Origin of the sequence: Sorangium sp. So ce362 (genome assembly GCF_051519845.1) — a bacterium.
Classification (GTDB): domain Bacteria; phylum Myxococcota_A; class Polyangia; order Polyangiales; family Polyangiaceae; genus Sorangium.
In genome coordinates this window covers 9,502,154-9,521,376 of sequence record NZ_CP150332.1, presented here as the reverse complement: position 1 = coordinate 9,521,376, position 19,223 = coordinate 9,502,154, and the positions used below count along the sequence as shown (strand labels likewise).

The 19,223-nt window shown below is 71.2% G+C and carries 14 protein-coding genes; 5 read left to right on the top strand and 9 right to left on the bottom strand.

What is annotated here, in order from left to right:
* Nucleotides 1–530 precede the first annotated feature (530 nt).
* Nucleotides 531–1,445, top strand: coding sequence for a zinc metalloprotease (locus WMF17_RS36595; protein ID WP_437598010.1), 915 nt, complete (start codon nucleotides 531–533; stop codon nucleotides 1,443–1,445).
* 52 nt (nucleotides 1,446–1,497) lie between these two features.
* On the opposite strand, the gene WMF17_RS36590 is transcribed toward WMF17_RS36595, so the two are convergent.
* From WMF17_RS36590 to WMF17_RS36565, 6 genes are all read right to left on the bottom strand, one after another.
* The gene (locus WMF17_RS36590) at nucleotides 1,498–2,298 is read right to left on the bottom strand and encodes a hypothetical protein (RefSeq protein WP_437598009.1); all 801 of its coding nucleotides are present in this window, start codon (nucleotides 2,296–2,298) and stop codon (nucleotides 1,498–1,500) included.
* A 343-nt stretch (nucleotides 2,299–2,641) separates the two neighbouring features.
* On the bottom strand, nucleotides 2,642–3,478 hold the full coding sequence (locus WMF17_RS36585) for a type II CAAX prenyl endopeptidase Rce1 family protein (protein ID WP_437645678.1): 837 nt from the start codon (nucleotides 3,476–3,478) through the stop codon (nucleotides 2,642–2,644).
* A complete protein-coding gene (locus WMF17_RS36580; protein WP_437645676.1) occupies nucleotides 3,460–4,620 on the bottom strand; it encodes a peptidase MA family metallohydrolase in 1,161 nt (386 codons plus the stop codon). The genes WMF17_RS36585 and WMF17_RS36580 overlap by 19 nt, the downstream gene beginning before the upstream one ends.
* Nucleotides 4,617–5,534, bottom strand: coding sequence for a hypothetical protein (locus WMF17_RS36575; RefSeq protein ID WP_437645675.1), 918 nt, complete (start codon nucleotides 5,532–5,534; stop codon nucleotides 4,617–4,619). The genes WMF17_RS36580 and WMF17_RS36575 overlap by 4 nt, the downstream gene beginning before the upstream one ends.
* Nucleotides 5,535–5,592: 58 nt before the next feature.
* A complete protein-coding gene (locus tag WMF17_RS36570) occupies nucleotides 5,593–6,585 on the bottom strand; it encodes an NAD-dependent epimerase/dehydratase family protein (protein WP_437598004.1) in 993 nt (330 codons plus the stop codon).
* A gap of 34 nt (nucleotides 6,586–6,619) precedes the next feature.
* The gene (locus WMF17_RS36565; RefSeq protein ID WP_437598003.1) at nucleotides 6,620–7,756 is read right to left on the bottom strand and encodes a hypothetical protein; all 1,137 of its coding nucleotides are present in this window, start codon (nucleotides 7,754–7,756) and stop codon (nucleotides 6,620–6,622) included.
* Nucleotides 7,757–7,908: 152 nt separating this feature from the next.
* Between WMF17_RS36565 and WMF17_RS36560 the strand changes: the two genes are divergently transcribed.
* Entirely contained in the window at nucleotides 7,909–10,152 is a 2,244-nt protein-coding gene (locus WMF17_RS36560) for a cyclic nucleotide-binding domain-containing protein (RefSeq protein ID WP_437598002.1), read from the top strand.
* A 33-nt stretch (nucleotides 10,153–10,185) separates the two neighbouring features.
* Here WMF17_RS36560 and WMF17_RS36555 read toward each other — a convergent pair whose 3' ends face one another.
* Together WMF17_RS36555 and WMF17_RS36550 are read right to left on the bottom strand one after the other, a co-directional pair.
* Nucleotides 10,186–11,778, bottom strand: a complete 1,593-nt coding sequence (locus WMF17_RS36555) for a serine/threonine-protein kinase (protein ID WP_437598001.1) — start codon at nucleotides 11,776–11,778, stop codon at nucleotides 10,186–10,188.
* A gap of 86 nt (nucleotides 11,779–11,864) precedes the next feature.
* Nucleotides 11,865–12,905, bottom strand: coding sequence for a serine/threonine-protein kinase (locus tag WMF17_RS36550; RefSeq protein ID WP_437645673.1), 1,041 nt, complete (start codon nucleotides 12,903–12,905; stop codon nucleotides 11,865–11,867).
* A gap of 636 nt (nucleotides 12,906–13,541) precedes the next feature.
* Here WMF17_RS36550 and WMF17_RS36545 point away from each other — a divergent pair.
* Both WMF17_RS36545 and WMF17_RS36540 read left to right on the top strand, forming a co-directional pair.
* Complete coding sequence (locus tag WMF17_RS36545; RefSeq protein WP_437645671.1) at nucleotides 13,542–13,745, top strand: hypothetical protein; 204 nt, start codon at nucleotides 13,542–13,544, stop codon at nucleotides 13,743–13,745.
* A gap of 439 nt (nucleotides 13,746–14,184) precedes the next feature.
* Nucleotides 14,185–15,582, top strand: a complete 1,398-nt coding sequence (locus WMF17_RS36540) for a hypothetical protein (RefSeq protein WP_437645669.1) — start codon at nucleotides 14,185–14,187, stop codon at nucleotides 15,580–15,582.
* A 23-nt stretch (nucleotides 15,583–15,605) separates the two neighbouring features.
* Here the strand turns inward: WMF17_RS36540 and WMF17_RS36535 are convergent, their stop codons facing one another.
* Nucleotides 15,606–17,405 carry a PE-PGRS family protein gene (locus WMF17_RS36535; protein ID WP_437645667.1) on the bottom strand — a complete coding sequence of 600 codons (1,800 nt, stop codon included), beginning with the start codon at nucleotides 17,403–17,405 and terminating at the stop codon, nucleotides 15,606–15,608.
* Between the two features lie 298 nt (nucleotides 17,406–17,703).
* On the opposite strand from WMF17_RS36535, the gene WMF17_RS36530 reads away from it, so the two are divergent.
* A complete protein-coding gene (locus tag WMF17_RS36530; protein ID WP_437645665.1) occupies nucleotides 17,704–18,831 on the top strand; it encodes a vWA domain-containing protein in 1,128 nt (375 codons plus the stop codon).
* Nucleotides 18,832–19,223: the final 392 nt, after the last annotated feature.

The following is a 19,223-nucleotide window of genomic DNA, read 5'->3' as shown; positions in this document are numbered from 1 at the left end:
CGCAGCGAGCGCGGCCGTCGGATTACGCTGAGTAATGGGGCAGATGGCGAGTTGGATAACCTCGCGCGCCTCGATTCGACCATGGCTCAAACTGCACAGGCCAGGCGGATGAGCCTCGATACGGTGTTCCTCAGAGGGCTTCTCGAAACCTGGATGAGCCCCTCGAGCCTGCTTCCGAATGCGCAGAGGACATGGAAAACAGGCGGAACGGCCAGCGTCCTGGTCGTTATCTGGCCTCGAGTCGAGGGCCGCTCGGCCAGCGTTGATCTCGCCGTGTGCTCCATAATGGAGCGATCGCTCCATGTTGGAGCAGCCGGCGTGTCGGCTCCGCGCACGCCGTTGCGCCGCGTCATCGCGGCGCGCGCCCCGAGGCACCAGCCGGCGTTCGACGAGATGACGCAAGACGACCAAGACGTGGAATCTCGCCTTGTCGCCTTGAGTGGAATCAGCCCTTTTGGAATTGAATTGATTGTCAACGTGGATATATATTCCCGCTTCCTTTGCGGGGCCTGTGAACAAGGAGAATGTCCATGCGAGCTCGGACGTGTGCGGAGGTACTTGCCTTAGTCTTGATCGCTGCCTTGAGTGCCGCCGCGTGCAACGGCGACCCCTCGACCCCGGCGGAGGAGGAAGAACCGGTCGTCGCCGACGTCGAGCCCGAGCAGGTGGAGGCGGCCCCGGCTCCCCTGCGGCGCAGCTGCGCGACCGTCGAGCTGAGCGAGGTTGAACGGGACGCCGTCGACCAGTTCGTTCGCAGCAAGGCGGCGGTCGGGTTCACCGTGCAGACGGACGTCGAGATCCCCGTGCACGTCCACGTCATCAACAAGGGAACGAGCACCTCGAACGGCAACGTGCCCCAGGCCAGGATCGAGGAGCAGATCGACGTGCTCAACGAGGCTTACGCGAGCACCCGCTTCCGCTTCGTCCTGGCCTCGGTGGACCGGACGACGAACGCGACCTGGTACACCATGAAGCTCGGCTCCGCGGCCGAGCGGCAAGCCAAGTCGGCGCTTCGCATGGGTGGTCCCGACCACCTCAACCTCTACACGGCCAACCCGGGCGGCGGTCTACTCGGCTGGGCGACGTTCCCCTCGAGCTACACGGCCAACCCGAGCGACGACGGCGTCGTCCTGCTCCACTCCTCGTTGCCCGGCGGCGCCGCGGCGCCGTACAACGAGGGAGATACGGGGACGCATGAGGTCGGTCACTGGCTCGGCCTCTACCACACCTTCCAGGGCGGCTGCAGCAAGACCAATGACGGGGTCGACGACACGTCGGCTGAGCGCAGCGCCGCGTACGGTTGCCCGATGAACCGGGACACCTGCAGGGGCGGTGGGTTCGACCCGATCCGGAACTTCATGAATTATACCGACGACGCCTGCATGGATTCGTTTACTTCGGGGCAGGTCGATCGCATGTCGGCGTTCTGGGATACATATCGTTGATCGGTAGATGATGTGGGGGCGCAGCCGGCGAGGCGTGTCCGTCAGACGACGATCACGTCGACTTGACCTGCGCCCGGCGCTCGAAGCTCGGGCTCTCGGCGAGGATGCGAGGCGCGGGCTCGGCCTGCGGCGGGGCCGCGCTCGAGTCCCGGTCGCCCTGCGCGAGGCGCTGCTGACGACGGGTGCCGGCCTGGACGCCGAAGTACACGCCGAGGAACGTCACGAGGCCCCAGCCGAGCAGGGCGACGGCGACGAGGCCGGTCTGGCGAGAGGCGTCGCTCCCGAGCTGGCTCATCTCCTCCATCGGCGCCGACAGCTTGCTCACCTCCTGCATCGGCTCGCGCAGCGTCGCGACCTGCTCCATCGGCTGCTTCAGCCCGGCGACGTCGCGCATCGGAGCGTTCAGCGCCGCGACGTCGCGCATCGGAGCGTTCAGCGCCGCGACGTCCTCGAGCGGGCCGCGGATGCCCGCGAGGCTCTCGTTCATTGCGGCGATCGTGGCCTTCATCTCGCTCAGCCGGTCCATCGACTGCTCGAGGCTCGCGGTCTCGCGCAGGCTCCGCTGCATCGCGTCCATCGACCCCTTGAGCTCGGCCAGCCGCTCCATCGCCGCCTGCATCTCGGCGACCTTCTCCATCGGCTGGCGCAGGTCGGCCAGCCGATCGAGGCTCTCCTGCGACTCGCGCAGCGCCTGATTCGAATCCTCGATCGTCGACCGCGTGCGCCTCATCTCCTCGGTGGTCGCCTGGATGGAGCGCGTGTTCGTGTCGACCATCGTCGCCATGCCGCAGCCCGTCGACGCGAGAACGAGCAGCGTTACCGGCGCAATCTGGCGGATCCTTTCCCAATGCATATGCGATCGTTGGTTCCTCGGAGGCATTGCGTCAACGTGCATTTGACGCGGTGCGCTGAAATATGACATAGCCGTGTCCGGGGGGTGAGGCGCTGTGGGATGCTGCGCGTGTCACGCCCGCGCTGCGCGGCGCGTCCTCGCACGGCGCTGCGAAATGCCGGTGTCGATCCGGCGGACGTTGGCGCGCCGATCGCTGGAAGGGCGAAGCCGAGTGCGCAGCGAGGAGGAGCGCGGCGCCCCCAGCGCCGCTGTCCGGAGCTTCAACGCAGGCGAGGGGCATCTCATGCCGGCCCGGCGGCGCGTCAGGGAGCGCCCCGCGGCGGCCGCGCGCGGGCGAGGGCGCTCACCGCGCCGATCGGCCAGGACGGGGCGCGCCGGCGCGGAGGACGAGCGCGGCGAGGGCCGCGAGCGCGGCGGCGGCGAGCCAGGCAGGCGGGCCGAAGGCCCGGGTCCCCGCGGCGAGGGCGCCGTCGACCCACGTGACGTCGAGCAGGGAGCCGCGCAGGCCCGCGCCCGCGAGCGCGATGAAGCTCGCGTGGGCGGCGATGGGCGCGAACGCGCCGCGGCCGCGCAGGAAGAGCGCCGCAGCGAGCGCGCCGAGCGCGGACGTGAGGGCGAAGCTCGACGCTGTCGCGCCCGGGGCGAGCCCGAGGGCGGCGCCGTGCGCGAGGACGGAGAAGGCGAACGCGTGGCGGCTCGAGACGCCGGCGCGCGCCGCGGCGGCGAACGGAATGCCCGTGAGCAGGAGCTCGTCGCGGACGGCGAGGGCGATGGCGCGCGCCACGGCGAAGCCGAAGCTCACCGAGGGCTCCCCGGCGTCGACGGTCGCCCAGCCGAGGACGACGGAGACGCCGAGCGTCAGCAGCACGGCGAGCGCGCTCAGCGCCGCGCCGAGCCCGACGCGGCGGGCGATGCGCGCGCGGTGGCCCGGGCCCTCCGGCTCCAGCGGGTCGGTCCACGGAACGCCCGCCCGCGACGCGACAAGGTCGGCGACGACGGCGCCGGCGAGCGCCGCCGCGAGCGGGCTCGACGACAGGAGCACGGCGACGATCTGCAGGGCCGCGGCGAGGCCGACGAGCCAGGCCGCGCCGAGCGCGAGCTCGAGCAGGCGGCGCTGCGGCCCCGGGCGATCAGGCCGGGGAGCGCCTTCTTCCGCGGCGTTCAGTGGAGCGTGTGCCACTGGCCGTTGTGCTCCACCTTCGGGACGTCCGTGTCGCCGTCCGCCTCGCTGCGATGACGGGCGCCCAGGGTGGCCACGAGCTGGGCCGTGGACGGGCGCGTGGTCCGCTGGCGCATCTCCGCCGCCTCGCGCGCGGCGCGGAGCCGCCGGCGCGGCGCGGGAGGCGGCGGCGACCTCCGGGCGCGGAACCGGCGCACGGCCAGCCTGCCCGCCACGAGCAGCCCGATCGCCAGCAGCGAGCCCGCCAGCACCGGGACGAAGCCGTAGCGGCGCGCGACGTCGGCGCGCCACGCGAGCTCGATCTCGCGGCCGCTGGAGGCATACGCGGCCTCGAGCGCGCCCGCGAGCGGGGAGCCGGCGCGCACCTGATCGAGGGCGTGCGCGAAGAGCGGGCGGCGCTCGCCGTCGACGAGGAAGCGGACGACGTCGGCCGACTGCGCGCGCGCCAGGGATCCGGCCGTGTCGCCGGCGCCCGTCAGGTTCGTCTCGAGCGCGTCGAGCGGGAGGAGGCCGCCCCTCAGCGCGGCGACGGAGAGCCTCTGCGCGCGGCGAGCGACGCCGTCGCCGGCCGCGTGAGCGGCGAACCCCTCGTGGAACCAGCGCGGCACCAGGGCGCCGCCCGTGGCCTCGTCGAGGGCGAGGTGCGCGAGCGCGTGACGGAAGGCGCTCTCGAGATCGGGCGCCTCGACGCCGAGCCGCGGAGCGTCGCTCAGGACGGCGAGCCGGAGCGCGCCGAAGGAGACAGCGGTCGCGGGGCCCGCGATGCCCCAGGGGATGAGGCCGTCGAGCTCGGCAAGGGAGGCCGCGATCCGGACCTTCACCGGAGCGACCAGCGCCTCGCGGCCGAGCAGGGCGCCGAGCTCGGCGCGGACGGCGTCGGCACGGGCGATCAAGGGGCGGACGCGATCGCGGGTCGACGGGTGGTAGGCAAACTCGATCCAGTCGAGATCCTGGGTGTGGTACTCCGGCGGGGGCGGCGGGACGGGAGCAGCGGCACCGCCGTCGCCCGTCGCGGCGGGCGCGTCGTAGACGCGGGGCGCGGCGCCGGCGACACGCCCGGGCGCGGCGACGAGCGCGAGACACAGGAGCGCGGCGAGCCGCAGCCCCAACGCCGCCGAGCTGCGCCGGCAGGAGCGCGTCATGGAGCGATCCGAGCCCGGAGACGCACGGTCTCGCCGTCGCCCTCGCCCGTCTGGGAGAGCACGAGCACCACGATCCCGGTCGCGACGACGCCCGCGAGCGGACCCCAGAACCAGGGAGAGCTCCACATCGAGCGTCGCTCCGGCGAGCCCTGGTCGCCCGCCGGCGCCGTCAGGTCGACGCCCGCGCGGGGGCCCACCGGGCCGCGTCGCGACGGTGCGTGGGCGGGCGCGAGCGGCGCCGCGGCGCGACCGGTCGCGCCTGCCGGGCGCTCCTCCCCGGCGAGCAGCGCGCGGACGGCCGCGCCCGCACCCGGCCAGTCGAACGCCGCTCCGGCGGGGGCGGCCGCGCCTTCCGCGGTGCGCTGGACCGTCGCGCCGAGCTCGAGCGGCGCGTAGCTCGCGCCCGCGACCCGGAGCACGCGGGCCACGGGGTGGCCGTGCGCCGTCGTCACCGCCACGACGAGCGCCGCGCCCGCGCTCGCGCCGAGCGACGCGAGCAGGCCGCGCGCGACCGGCTCGGACTCGGCACGCCCGGCGGAGCGGCGCACCTCCGCGAGCTCCCTCACGGAGGCCGGCGCGTCGGGCCGCGGCGGATCGCCGGCGAGCACCTGCGCGGTCGCCTCGTCGATCGGCGGGCGTAGCGCGGGATCGTGGTAGAGCGCGCGCGCGAGCGCTCGAGCGGCCTCGGCGCTCGCGTCGTCCACCGCCACCACGACGGCGCCGCGCAGGGTTGACCGGGGCGCGGCGGCGCCCGGCGGAGCGTCCGCCGCCGCCGCGCCGCGCTCGAGCGGATCGCGCGGAGCCTGCGCCGCGGCGGCGTCGCCGGGAGGCGGCTCCGTGGCCTGCGCCGGCGCGGCCGCCAGGCCGAGCGCCAGCGCGACGAGGCCCGGGGCAGCCGGCGGACAGCGGGACATGCGTTTACGGTACGAAGGCCGCGGGCGAGCGTCAAACGGCGCGCGGCGCGGCGTCACGTCACAGCCAGCCGTGCTCGCGGTACCAGGCGACCGCCCGGCGCGTCCCCTCGGCCCAGCCCACCTGGGGCTCCCATCCGAGCTCCCTGCGGGCGTCGCCCGAGTCGCAGACCCAGTGCGACGCGGCGAGCTCGTTCAGCTTGTCGCGCGTCAGCATCACGGGCTTGCCGGTGAGGCGGCCGATCCCCTCGCTCGCGAGCGCGGCGCCGCGCACGAGCGAGAACGGCATGCCGACGCGGACGAGCGCCCGCGCGCCGAGCGCCGCCTCGACGTGCGCCAGCATGTCGCGCCACACGTACACGCGGCCGTCGTCGATGAAGTAAGCCCGGCCGCTCGGCACGTCGGCCTCGAGCGCCCGGATGCACGCGGCGGCCGCGTCCGAGGCGTAGATGACGCTGAGCGTGTTCCTGCCGTCGCCGAGCATCGGGAGGAAGCGGCGCGCGACGCTCTGGAAGAACGCGAACGACTCCTGGTCGCGCGGGCCGTAGATCATCGGCGGGCGCACGACGACCACGGGCAGCGCGTCCTTCTCGGCGAGGACCAGCCGCTCGGCCTCGAGCTTCGAGCGCCCGTAGCGCGTCACCGGGGCCGGGCGCGCGTCGGCGGCGACGGGGCGCCCGTCGAGGCTCGGGCCGACGGCGGCGAGGCTCGAGACGAACACGAGGCGCTTCATGGACGGCGCCGCCTTCGCCGCGTCGAGCAGGTTCCGCGTGCCGCCGACGTTGACCCGGAAGAACTCCGCCTCGTCGCGCGCCTTGACCAGCCCGGCCGAGTGCACGATCGCGTCGACGCCGGGCGCGTCGACGACCGCGCGGCGGACGCTCTCCGCGTCCTCGATGGCGCCGTACGCGAGCTCGACCCCGCGCAGCGACGACAGGAACTTCGTGTTGGACGAGCGCCGCACGAGGGCCACGACGCCGTGCCCCTTCTGCACGAGCTGCTCGGCGACGTGCGAGCCGAGGAACCCGCTCGCGCCCGTGACCAGCACCTTCATCGATCCGCTCCTTCGGCCCCGGCGCCCCGATCGATCAGAGCGCCCGCTCGTAGAGCCGGTACCTCTTGTAGAGCCGGCCGCCCATCAGCCGGATGCCCGCGTTGATGGCGGCGTTGTCCTCGAGCGTCCACCCGAGCTCGCCGCCCTTCATGCCGAGCAGGTGCGCCGCCCGGTTCATCTCGACGTAGAGGAATGCGCTGAGCCCGGCGTAGCGCCGCACGTGGCGCCACTTCTTGCGGATGCCGAGCACGACGAGGCGCCCGCTCTTCGGCCCGCGCACGCGCAGCCGCCACAGCAGCTTGAAGATCCCACCCGGCAGGAGCTCGCCGTGGAAGTCCCGGATCAGCTCGTTCAGGTCGGGCAGCCCGAGCGACACGGCGGCCGGCTCGCCGTCGATGAACGTGATCTTCGTGAGCTCGGGCATCAGGATGAGCCGCACGTCCTTCGCCCACTTGACCAGCTCCTTCTCGGTCATCGGCACGAAGCCCCAGTTGTCGCTCCAGGCGTCGTTGAAGACGTCCAGGACGATCCGGATGTCGTGGAGCAGGTCCTTCGGGTCGCCGCAGCGCGTGTGCACCTCCGGCATCGCCAGCACCTCGGCGTGGGCCCTCTGCGCGCGGGGCGGGACATCGCCGACCTCGTAGCGCCACCCGTAGAGGTCCTTCACCTTCTCGAGCCCCGCCTGCTCGATGAGCCGGCCCTGGTGCGGCCGGTGGTGGGCCATCATCAGCACCGGCGGGTGGTCGAACCCCTCGACGAGGCAGCCGGCTTCCTCGTTGATCGAGAGCGAGTACGGGCCCCGCATGCGCTTCATCCCGCGCGCGCGCAGCCAGCCCGCCGCCTCGGCGAGCAGCGCCTGCCCCGTCTCCGCGTCGTCGATCGTATCGAAGAAGCCGAACGCGCCCGTCTCGTCGCGGTGGATCCGGAGGTGCTCGTGATCGACCTGCGCGGTGATCCGGCCGGCCGGCCGGCCGTCCTTGTACGCCACCCACGCCGTCCCCTCGGCGTGCTCGAAGAAGGGGTTCTTCTTCTTGTCGAGCCGATCGGCGATGTCCAAGTCGAGCGGGCGGATATAGTTGGGCTCACCCTCGTAGACGGTGTCGACCACGTTCAGGAAGTCCTTGAGGACCTTCTTGTCGCCCTTCCGGAGCTCGCGGATCTCGATGGCCATACGGCGCAAGCCCGTACCTTCCGGGACGCGGCGCCGCAAGGGGCTCGCGCGGGCTCTGGCCGGCGCTGATCGCTGCGCGCCGCGCGCGCGGAGCCGGTAAGCTCTCCCGGAGGGCGGCTGTCCGGCCCCCCGGCAACTCAGGTGGACGCTGCATGATGACCCCGAAGGAGTTCCAGAGGCAGTTCAAGCGGCTGCTGATGAGCCGCGTCGAGGGCATGGACTGGGAGGACAAGCTGGCCCGGGTCCGTCAGTACCTGCGGCAGCTCGAGGCGCGCCAGAGCCCGGAGGAGGAGTCGGCCGAGCTCTCGCCGTCGCTGGAGCTCATCCCGTTCGAGCCCGGCAAGCGGCCTGTCGACGAGGCGCTTTATCCCGGGCACGGGTGCAGCGAGCGCGCCGGCTGCATCAACACCGCGGGCGACCCGTCGGAGCTCGGCGACGAGGTGTGGCTGCTCTACCGGCTGCGCGACATTTACGCGTTCGTCGCCCCCTTCGAGCGGCCGTTCGAGGTGACCCTGTCGGCGTGGTTCCTCCCGGCGACCCCCGGCGAAGGCGAGCCGTGCCCCGTGCCCGGCATCATGGACCTGCCGCTCAGCCCGCAGATCGTCTCGACGTCGTCCTACCCCGTCCCGATGCTCGAGCCCGCCCCGTGGAACTCGTTCCATCAGACCGTCTACGTCGCCACCATCGTGCCGGCGCGGCAGCTCATGCCGCACCCCCCCGGCGAGGAGACCGGCGGCGGCTATCACTGGGTCGACCTGCCCGAGTCGTTCCGGCGGCGCATCCCCGACGGCGCCGATCCGTTCACGCTCGCGAGCCTGTTCCGGCAGCAGCTCCGCGTCGAGATCCGGCTCAGCGAGGCGGGCAGGACGGTCTCCTCCGAGACGACGGACGTCGAGATCTTCGACACCGGCCGCTTCGGCTCGCTCTACACGCGCCTGCTCGACCGGCTCGTCAAGGCGGACACGGAGATCCAGCAGCAGGCGCTCGGGATCGACGAGCTGCACGTCGGCTACCACCCGTGGTTCCCCGTGCTGACCATCGGCATGGACAAGGCCCTCCTGTACCTCCGGGCCATCCATCAGGACCTCGAGCAGCACCGGCGCAACCTCCCCGATCCCCGCTGGCTGCTCCGGGTCGGGCTCTACCTCGAGCTCCTCACGTGCATCGGCATCTTCGAGGCGGTGAAGGACCAGTACCCGGACATGCTCTCGCCGGGGGAGCGCGATGCCTTCGAGAACGGCGCGGCGTTCGCGCCCATCCGCGCGGCGATCGACGTCGCGGCGTGGAAGGAGGTCTGGGACATGCGGCACATCGCGCCGCGCGCCGCCGGCTTCTTCGCGGCCGGGCCGGTGAGCCTGACGAACCTGATGCGCAAGCAGAAGGCCACGCTCACCTTCCTGCACGCCCACCACGCGGACCTGCAGAAGGCGATCGAGCTCGCGGGCCCCAACCTGTGGAACGCGCAGGAGACCTGGCACCGCGTGTTCCGCGACGCGGAGCGGGCGGTGCTCAAGAACAGCGTGCTCGCGTTCCCGGAGCTCGCGCACCTCGACCCGCGGTGGCGCGACTTCGCGCTCTGGCACCAGCGCGGCGACGTGCGGCTGTTCGGGCTCAGCCTCATGCCCGAGGCGCTGACCGCGCTCTTCGGCGATCAGGACGGCATCTTCCCCGCGGCGTGCCGGCAGTACCGGAAGTCGATGAACGACGTGGCCCGCTGGGCCGCCGAGCGGAACCTCATGGATTACACGGGCGACGAGTGCATCCCGCGGAACGCGAGCCTGCTCGAGGCGTACATGGAGAAGAACCCGTCGCTGCTCGCCGCGCTGCAGCGGCGCGACGGTCACGGGGCCGCGTCGTCGATCGATGTCGACGAGCCGAGCAAGGCCGAGCGCGGGGTGAGCGCCGAGGACATCATGACGCTGCTCCGGAGGGCGCCGGTCTTCAAGCCGCTGCTCGATCGCGAGCTCCGCAAGCTCGCCACGAAGGTGCGCCGGGTGGAGTACGGCCCGCTCGACCGGGTCGTGCTGCAGGGGCAGCGGGACTCGTCGATGTTCGTCGTCGCGTCCGGCGTGGTCGAGGTCCTGGTGCGGCACACCGACGGGCAGGACTCGACGGTCGCCGCGCTCGAGAAGGGCGCCGTCTTCGGCGAGTTCGCGCTGCTCACGGGCGAGGAGCGCACCGCGACGGTGCGCGCCGTCGACGAGGTGGTGCTCTACCAGATCACGAAGGAGGCGCTGCAGCCGATCATCGAGGCGCGCCCGCAGCTCGTGATCGAGCTCAGCTTGCTCATGGCCTCGCGCCAGGCCCACCTGCGCGACGCGGCCGAGCGCTACAACGAGGCCGAGGAGAAGGTGCGGAGCCTCGCCGGGCGCATCCGGCGGTTCGTCCTCGGCTGAGCGCGGAGCCCTTCGCGCCCGGGCCGGGGGCGCTCAGCCCTTCAGGAGCCACGCGAGGGCGTCGGCCTCCGCGGTGAAGAACGAGTACTCGGGCAGCCCCATGGCGGCCGACAGGCGGGAGATCTGCATCTTCGAGAGCGCGCTGTTCACGAGGTTCGCCGCCTTGCGCATGCCGTGCTCGACCGCGTAGGCCATGGTCTGCTCGACGTACGGGCTCACGTCGGGCTTCTGCGGCGGGAAGTCCGCGATGTCGGCGAGCACGTACCAGGGCTTGCCGAGGTGGAGCAGCGTCGAGGCCTTCTGGCGGAAGTCGTCGAGGTACGCCTTGCCCTCGTCGACATCCCAGAACCCCCAGACCTTCACGTAGAGGACCCCCGTCACCGTGTCGGCCCGGACGTGGAACCGCCGCTGCGCGGCGCGCTCGCGCCGCGACGCAGGATCGGACTTCCTCGACGGCTCACCCGTCGAGACGCTCGTCCGGCTCGGCGCCTCCGACGGTCGGGACCGGGGCTCCGGGAACCTCGACACGGGCGGCGGCGAGGGCGGGGGGCGGCGCGACGGCGGCGTCGTGGACGGCTCGGGCGCGGTGACGGTCGGCACGTCGGCGAAGCGCCCCGACTTGCCGGGCCGCGAGGGCTGCGTCGGGTCGGTGGGGCTCGGGTTCACGCTCGGGCTCGGAGCGGGCGGCGGCGCGTCCGGCAGGAGCACGACGCGCGACGCCCGCGGGAGCGGCACGTCGAGCGCGACGGCGAGCGCGCTCACCGCGGTGGACGCGCGATCGAAGCGGTCCTCGGGCCTGAGCGCCGTCATCTTGAAGAACCAGCCGTCGAACGCGCTCGGCAGCGCGGCGGAGCGGCGGCGCGCTGCGCGAGCGCTGGGCGCCTCCATCGCCCCGCGCAGGAGCTCGGCCGCGAGCAGGTACGGGGACGGGGTCGCCTCGGCCTCCTGGGCCCAGTACGACTCGCCGACGAGGAGCGCGTACGCGACGTGCCCGAGCGCGTAGATATCGGCGCGCGGACCGACGTTGCGCTCGGCCCGGAGCTGCTCGGGCGCCATGTACACGGGCGTGCCGAGCATCTGCCGGGTCAGCGTGGAGGCATGGTGCTGCTCGATGACCTTGGCGATCCCGAAGTCGAGGATCTTCACGCACGGCGAGCCGTCGTCGCGGACCGTGACGAACAGGTTGTCCGGCTTGAGATCGCGATGGACGATGTTCGCCGCGTGCGTCTTGTCGAGCGCGAGCGCGGCCTGGAACAGGTAGATGGCGACGTCCTCGGCGGGGAGGGAGCCGCGCTTCTTGAGGAGGCCGCCGAGCTCCTCGCCGCGGAGCAGCTCCATGACGATGAACGGCGTGCCGGTCTCGTCGTCGATGCCGGCGTCCGAGGTCCTGACGATGTGGTCGCTCTCGATGATGCCGGTGATGCGGGCCTCGAGGGCGAAGCGGGCGCGCAGCTCCTCGCTGTCGAGGAGGCTGGGCAGCATCACCTTGAGCGCGCGGCGCGCCGCGGTGACGTCGTCCATCACCTCGTAGACGGCGCCCATGCCGCCCGCCTTGATGACGCGCAGCACCTGGTAGCGGTCGCGGAACCGGGTATTCGACTGCAACAGACCGGGCGAGGAGCTCATCCTGCGGCCCTCGATTCAGACATGGTCTGGAAGACGCTATCAGCGCCGCTTCCCGCGTCGCAAGGCGCACGGGTAGGGGAACGTGCTCACCGCTGGATCGCGCCGCCGGCGGCCTCGCCTTCGACCCGAGCGGCGAGGTCGAGGAGCGGCCCCAGCGCGCTCCAGAGCGCGCGGACGTCCTGGAAGCGCTCCTCCGGGACGACGGCGAGCGCCCGGGCCACCCAGGCGTCGATCTCGGGCGGCAGGTCGGGCCGGAGGGCGTACAGGCTCGGCCGGGGGCCGCGCGCGGCGGCGAGCAGGATGTCGACCCGGCTCGCCCCGGAGAACGGCACGCGGCCCGCGAGCACGCGGAAGAGCACCGCGCCGAGGGAGTAGATGTCGATCCGGTGGTCGATCTCCTGGGGCCGGCCCTTCCAGACCTCGGGCGCGATGTAGCTGGGCGAACCGGGGATCGCCCCCTCGCGGGTGAGGGGGTCGGCCTGCATGACCTTGACAAGCCCGAAATCAAGCAAGCGTACGCCTCCCCGGGCCGCTGCGCCGGGATCGGCCGGCGACCCGCCGCCGGCGCCGTGGTCCGCAGGACGGATCGGGTCGCCAGCAGGAGAGAGAGCGTGGTTGATGTGATTTGGGTTACTTTTTTGGCGAGACGAGGAGGGCGGACCGCTTGCGTCGCTGTCCAGGACGAAGATGTTCGCGGGCTTCAGATCGCGGTGGACGATGCCGCGGGCGTGCGCGGCGTCGAGCGTGTCGATGATCGGGCAGAACAGCTCCTGGAGCCGGGCGAGCGGGAGCCGCTGGTCCTGCGCCTCGAGCCGGCGCAGGGTCGTCTCGAGGTCGCTGCCCCTCAGGAACTCCATCACGATGAAGAGCGTGCCGTCGGGTGCCTCGGAGAAGGCGAAGACCTGTGTCGCGCTGGTGCCGGACAGCGTGCCCATGGCGCTGGCCTCGCGCCGCATGCGGGCTTTCAGGGCGGGATCGCTGGAGAACTCGGGCCTGAGGTACTTGACCGCGACGTGCGTGCCGGTCTGCTGGTCCAGGGCGCGGTAGACGACGCCATGGCCTCCCTGGCCGACCACCTCGATCAGCTTGTATCGGCCGTCGATCACGTCGTCGATGTCGTGGTCCATCGGCAGTCCTCGCTGTTCCGAGCGCGCTGCGCCAGCATGCCCGCGGAACGAGCTCAGGTTGTAGCCGCTCCGGCGCCCTCGCGGTAGGGACGGTTGGGCGCCGGCCTCGGCTGGCGGCCGGGCGCGGGGAGGGTGGGCGCGTGGGGAGGGGAGGGCAAGGCTGCTGGGGGAGGGCGAGCCTGCTGGGGATGCTGGGGAGCTGGGGAGGGCGAGCGCGCTGGGGAGAGCTGGGGAGGGCGAGCCTGATGGGCAGGGCGAGCGCGCGGGTGGTGGCCTGATTTGCCCCGGAGTGATTCACATGAAGGCGAGAAGGTGGGAAGATCATTGATCTCTTCTTCCCGCCTTCATGTTCAAACCCGGCCACCACCGGCGCGCGGGAGGAGGGGCAATGCGACAGGGGCATCGCGCGCGGGCTCAGGCGTCTTCACCAGGAGTGACGGAACTCATCTGATGGTCGCTGCAAGTCGTTACGTCGAATTCACGGATTTGGCTGTGTTTGCCTGATGATGACCTGTTCGCTGTCGGCGCCCTGAGGGCGGGTCTCGCGCGGGGATGGAGAGGAGATAAAGGACGCCGACGGTCGCCGGCGTCCTTTGGTTTCAAGAAAGAGAGGCCTGGTGGTGGCGCTCCTTGGTCATGGTGGACATGCCCATTCTCATGGGCATCCCGCCGCACATCATCATCATGGGCATCCCGGCGGACATCATCCTGGTCATGGCCTCGCTGCGCTCCTTGAGCATGTCCACGGACATGCCCTCGGCCGGCATCAACTTGCAGGTCATGCCGTCCTTCGTCATCTCACAGGACATCTTGCGTTCATCCACTGCGCGCACCGGGTGAGTGAAGGCGCCCTCCCCGAGGACAATCGCGTTCTCCGAGGCCGTGAGCGCCGCCGACGACCCGCATGAACCGCTTGCACCTGCCGCGGTGCGCGCGTGCGAGCGACGGGACTCGCTTGAGCCTGCCGCAAGCGCTCCGACCGGTCCACCCGCCGCGAAGCCGCCGGAACCGGGAGAGGCTTGCCCATTGCTCGGTGGAGAGAGCGCGCGAAGGTGCCCTCCGGCGCGAGCCAGCAGGACTTCTGAGAGTCTTGCTTCACGCTTGACCGGCGTGGGACTTTGGGGCTTCATGTGTCACCATGCGCCGCGCTCCGCCTTCTCCTTCCCACATTTGCGCCACCCGCGTGCTGGCCCTGGGTGCCCTCCTCAGCACTGCTTCGTGTGCTCAGGTCCTGGGTCTCGGCGAGTTCGAGGACTGCGATGAAGATTCGTGCTCAGGAGTGGTCTGGGCGAAGAGCTTCGGGAGCGGTGACTTGGTCTGGCCAACAAGCGCTCGTCTCGACTCCAAAGGGAACATCATCCTGTCAGGCTTCTTCCGTGATACCACCGACTTCGGCGGTCCGCCGTTGATATCGTCTGGCATGGATGGGTTTCTTGCCAAGCTGATGCCTGACGGTAATCACATTTTCAGTCAGCGGCTGTTGGTGGACAATTCGGACGGTGTTTTTGTTTCCTATCTTTCTATTTTGCCGGATGATAGTGTCATTTTGTCGGGTCGCTATGAGGATGCCATCGATCTCGGGGATGGAGCGCCCCTCACGTCGCCCAATCCGGAGGGATATGGCTCTTTTTTGGCCAGATTCTTGTCCAATGGCGAGCTGGACTGGAAGCGCAACCTATTTACGGGAACGGGGGAGGCGTTCGCGTTGGATTTGGCGGCTACTCCCGATGGCGACGTGGTTCTGGTGGGTTCTTTTGACGGCGAGGTGAACCTCGGCTCATCGACGCTGAGGACAGCTGCGAGAGACGCGTTCATCATGAGGCTGGACGGCATGACGGGCGATGAGCGCTGGAGTCGTCAGCTCGGCGATCCCGAAGATATCACGACGACAGCGACCATCGGCGCCACCGCGGTGGCTGCGGACCCGGACGGCAGCATCGTCGTGGGAGGCCGGTTCAGCGGCTCCATCCAGTCCGTCTACACTGGGCGCTTCTTCGAAAGCTCGTCAGGCACCGGCGCCTTCCTGCTCAGGATCGTGCCAACCGGAAACATGGACTGGATCGCCTTCGTCCAAGGCGAGGGGGACGCCATGCTGAGCGACATCGACGTCGACGCGCGAGGCCACATCGTCGCGGCTGGGGCCTTCAGCGGAGCGATTGAGATCGAAACGCACGGCACTCTAGGCTCCCAGCAGACCAGCGGACTGGCAGATTCGGACCTCCTGCTCGTGAAGCTGTCGTCCGCGGGAACCCACCTGTGGTCGTTGAATTTCGGGGATGATTCGGCCCAGTCCGAGGTGGATGACTGGAGCTCTTTCAGCAGTGGCATCGTCGGCGGGCCTCGCGTCGCCGTCGACGCCGCCGGGGACATTGTGCTCGGCACCGGGGTCGCTGGCGCCGTAGATTTCGGGGGCGGGCTCCTTGGCGGGAGACAGGATCCGGACTGGGTAGTCGCAAAGCTGAGCGATGGCGGGGAGCACCTCTGGAGCAGGCGTTTCGGCGATCCTGCGGCAGGGCAACTGATCACTGACATCGATACCGATCCGACGACGAAAGCCGTCGTCGTCGTTGGGCTCAACGACGGAACGCTGGATTTTGGCGATGGGATGAAGGTCGCGGCTCCCGGCGAGTTCAGCGCCGTCGTGACGAAGATCGACCTGGGACGGGTTGGGAGATAGCTTCTCGAGCGGTGGTGCGCTCGTCAGTTGATCTGCAGATTCGGCTTCCCCTCGCCGTTCTGTCCGGCGCCCGCGGCGCCGCCGCTCGGATTTGTTCCGCCTGCGCCGCCGAAGCCGGGAGTGCCTGTCGTGCAGCTATTGCCCGTGAACGTGAAGCCGACGCTCCCGGAGCGCGCCAGGCAGGCGCTCGGGCCGCCCCCGCCGCCCGCGCCCGGGCCGCCGGCGCCGCCGTTGCCACCTCTGCCGCCGGTGCCGCCGTTGGCGGCGTCGTCAGGACCGGGGCCGCCGTTGCCGCCATTCCCCCCGAGCTGGTGCGGTCCGCCGTTGCCGCCGCGGCCGCCGTTGCCGCCCTTTCCGGTCGTGATCTCGTTACCGGAGACGACCACCCGTCCGGCTGCGGCGAAGACTCCAAAGCTCCCGCCTCCACCTCGGCCAGCCTGGCCGCTGCGGCCACCGAGCCCGCCGCATCCGCCGCTGCCGCCGCCACCGCCGCGATCATTACGGCCTATCGCGCACGTGCCGCCGCCACCACCGCCCGCGCCGCCGCCGCCGCCGCCGTTCGTCCCCGGTTGCCCATGGGTGCCGTTCGCCGGCTGGTAGACGCCCGAGGCGATGCTGCCGAGAGTCGCGCCCCCCGTCCCCGGCGTCCCCTGCGGCCCAGCCGTGCCCGGCGCGCCATCTTGTCCTGAGAAGCGGGAGTCGAAGCAGTCATGCGAGGGGCCTCCCGCACCGCCAGCCGCGCCCTGGCTGCCCGGATGGCCCGGCGCTCCGGTGGCAGTGCCATGTCCGCCATACCCGCCTCTCCCGCCCGGCTCGTCGCACACGGGAGCTGGGCCGGCATTCCCGCGGCCGCCGCAGTTGTGGCAGCCCACCTCTCCCGCATTCCCCGCCGTCGTCGTCCCCGCCGAGTGCGCCGTCCCGTTCGCCCCCGCGGCGCCGTCTCGACCGCCCTCCACGTCGATGATGTTGTACCGCACGAAGAGCTGCTCGCGCCCCCCGCCGAGCCGCACTCCATAGGTGCTCGTGCCCGGCGACGTCGCCCTCAGCGCCTCGATCCTGATCCCCTCGATGTGCGTCGGCTGCTCGATCGCCGGCGCGTGGAACACGGTGCCCGGTGCGCGCACCGTCGTCGTCACCGAGGGAGTCCTCCGGAACTTGAAATCGGGATCTTCGTGATCAAATCCACCATAAATGCTGATGCCGGACACGACCGTGACGGACTCCTCATAGAGCTCGCCGGAGAGACAGACCGCCGGCACCGCACCATCCCGCGCCACCTGGATGGCCGTGGCGATCGTCTGCACCGGGGACGTGCGCGTCCCGCTGTTGACGTCATCTCCGATCGCCGCCGAGACGTAGACGCACTGCTCCACGAGCCCGTCGCCGCCATCGCAGTTGTCGTCGACGAAATCACCGTCGATCGGATCCTCGCCCGCCTCGCCCGCCGGGGTCGGCGTACACGCGTACTCACAGCCGCACTCGCCCGTGAGCGGGTTGCCGTCCACGTCGTGCGTGCCCGGGAGGCACCCCATCGCGCAAGGATCGGTTTCCTCGCCCCCACCGCCCCCCTCTCCGCTGCCCCCCTCCCCACCCGCGCCGCCTTCGCCCCCGCCAGCGCCGCTCGTGCCGCCCGTGACAGCCGCGCTGCTGCTCGATGATGTCGTTGTGGCGCCGCTCGCGGAAGGCGCTCCGCCCGCTCCGGAGCCGCCGCCGGTGCCGGAGACCGGCCCGATGGGACCGTCGATCGAGCTGCTCTCGGCGCAGCCGAGCGCGGAGAGCATCGCAAGCACAGAGGCCGTTCCGAGGAGGGAGCGAACGCGCATGCTTAATTCTGCACCTTCGCGCGCTTTTCGGAAAGACTTTATCGCGATGACGGTAATCCCCAACGAGCCCATGAACCGATGGTGCCGTGTCGTACATACCGATGGTGCCGTGTCGTACACACCGATGGTTCCGTGCCGTACACACCGATGGTTCCGTGCCGTACACATCGATAGCGCTGCGCCGGCGAGCCAGCTCACGATCCCGCGATTCGCCCCTCGCGCGTGCCACTGAGTCGGGTAGTCTGAGTCTGCGCTCCTGCCCGGGCTCCGTGCCGTCCCTGCCGTCCGCCAGCACCCCATGCGCCTTGAACCGCTCCACCGCCTCTCGCTCACCTCTCTGCTCGGGCTCGCTGCCGCCGCCGGGCTCCACGGCGCCTGCGCCCCGGACTCGGGGATCGGCTCCGTATCGTCCTCGTCGGAAGGGGCCGGCTCGGGCGGAACCGTCGATCCGGATGGAGAGTTGTTTGGCGACGCGCCCATCGATACCCGCCCCGACCCGGACGCGGCCTGCGGGCTCGTCACCGAGGAGGCGATCGCCGTCCCGCTCAATCTCTACATCATGATGGACAAGTCCTCCTCCATGGCGGGAGACAAGTGGGATAGCGCCAAGGTCGGCCTGACGGCGTTCGTGAACAGCGCGAGGTTCGCCGGCGTACACGTGGCGTTGCGCTTCTTCCCGCGCGCCGCGGACGCCGTGCCGGCCTGCGATCAGAACGCCTACAAGGCGCCGCTCGTCCCGTTCGGTCCGCTGCCGGACAGCGCGGGCGCGATCGTCGAGGCCATCGAGGACGAAGAGCCGAACGGCCTGAGCACGCCCATCTATCCGGCGCTCGGGGGCGCGCTGCTCCAGGGCATCGAGGTGGCGCAGAACAACCCCGGCGAGGCCTCTGCTGTGCTGCTCGTCACCGACGGGAAGCCGCAGGGGCCCGCGGCCCGGTGCGGCAGCGCCGATCCGGAGGACCCGGCCGCCATCGCGGCGCTCGCGGCGGCGGGCGAGCGCTACCGCCCCCCGGTGCGCACCTTCGTGATCGGGCTCCCGGGCGTCGACCAGAGCATCGCCAACCAGATCGCGGCCGCCGGAGGCACCGACGCCGCGATCCTCGTCGCGGCAACCAACATCGCTGTCGAGTTCCAGAACGCGCTCGCGAAGGTGACGGGTCAGGCGCTCCCGTGCGAGTACAAGGTCCCTTCCCAGGTGGCCGGCGGGCAGATCGCGTTCAACGACGTCAACGTCCTGCTCGGGCTCGGCGGCGCGCCGCAGGAGATCCTGCCGCAGCGCCCCGGCTGCGACGGTCCAGGCTGGCGCTACGACAACCCGAGCTCGCCCACGGCGCTCGTGCTGTGCCCCGACACCTGCGACGCCGCGAGGAACGCGTCCGCTGCGAAGATCCAGATCCTGCTCGGCTGCGAGACCGTGCTCCGCTGAGCGCGCACCCCATCATCGGCTGAGCCCGCTGCACGCATCATCGAACGAGCCCGCCGCGACCAACCGCGAGAACCGCGCAGGGCAGAGCGCGAACAGGGCAGAGCGCGAACAGGGCAGAGCGCGAACAGGGCAGAGCGCGACGCGCGCTTGTTGTGGAGATTACATCGGGAGCGACGAACGGGGGCCGGGCGTGAAAGACGCAGAGCGTCATGGACGAGGGGCGCCGCGGGTCGAGGTGGATGGGGCGCTGGGCTCGCGCGCGGGGGGTCAAGGCCCGTGGGGGAGCGCGGGGGCACGAAAGCGCCGGGATGTGGGGCGCGAGGCGCAGGGCGGGCTCCCGGCGCGGCAGGCGCGTCGTTGCAACCCTGCACTGCGCTTTGTGGACTCCCGGC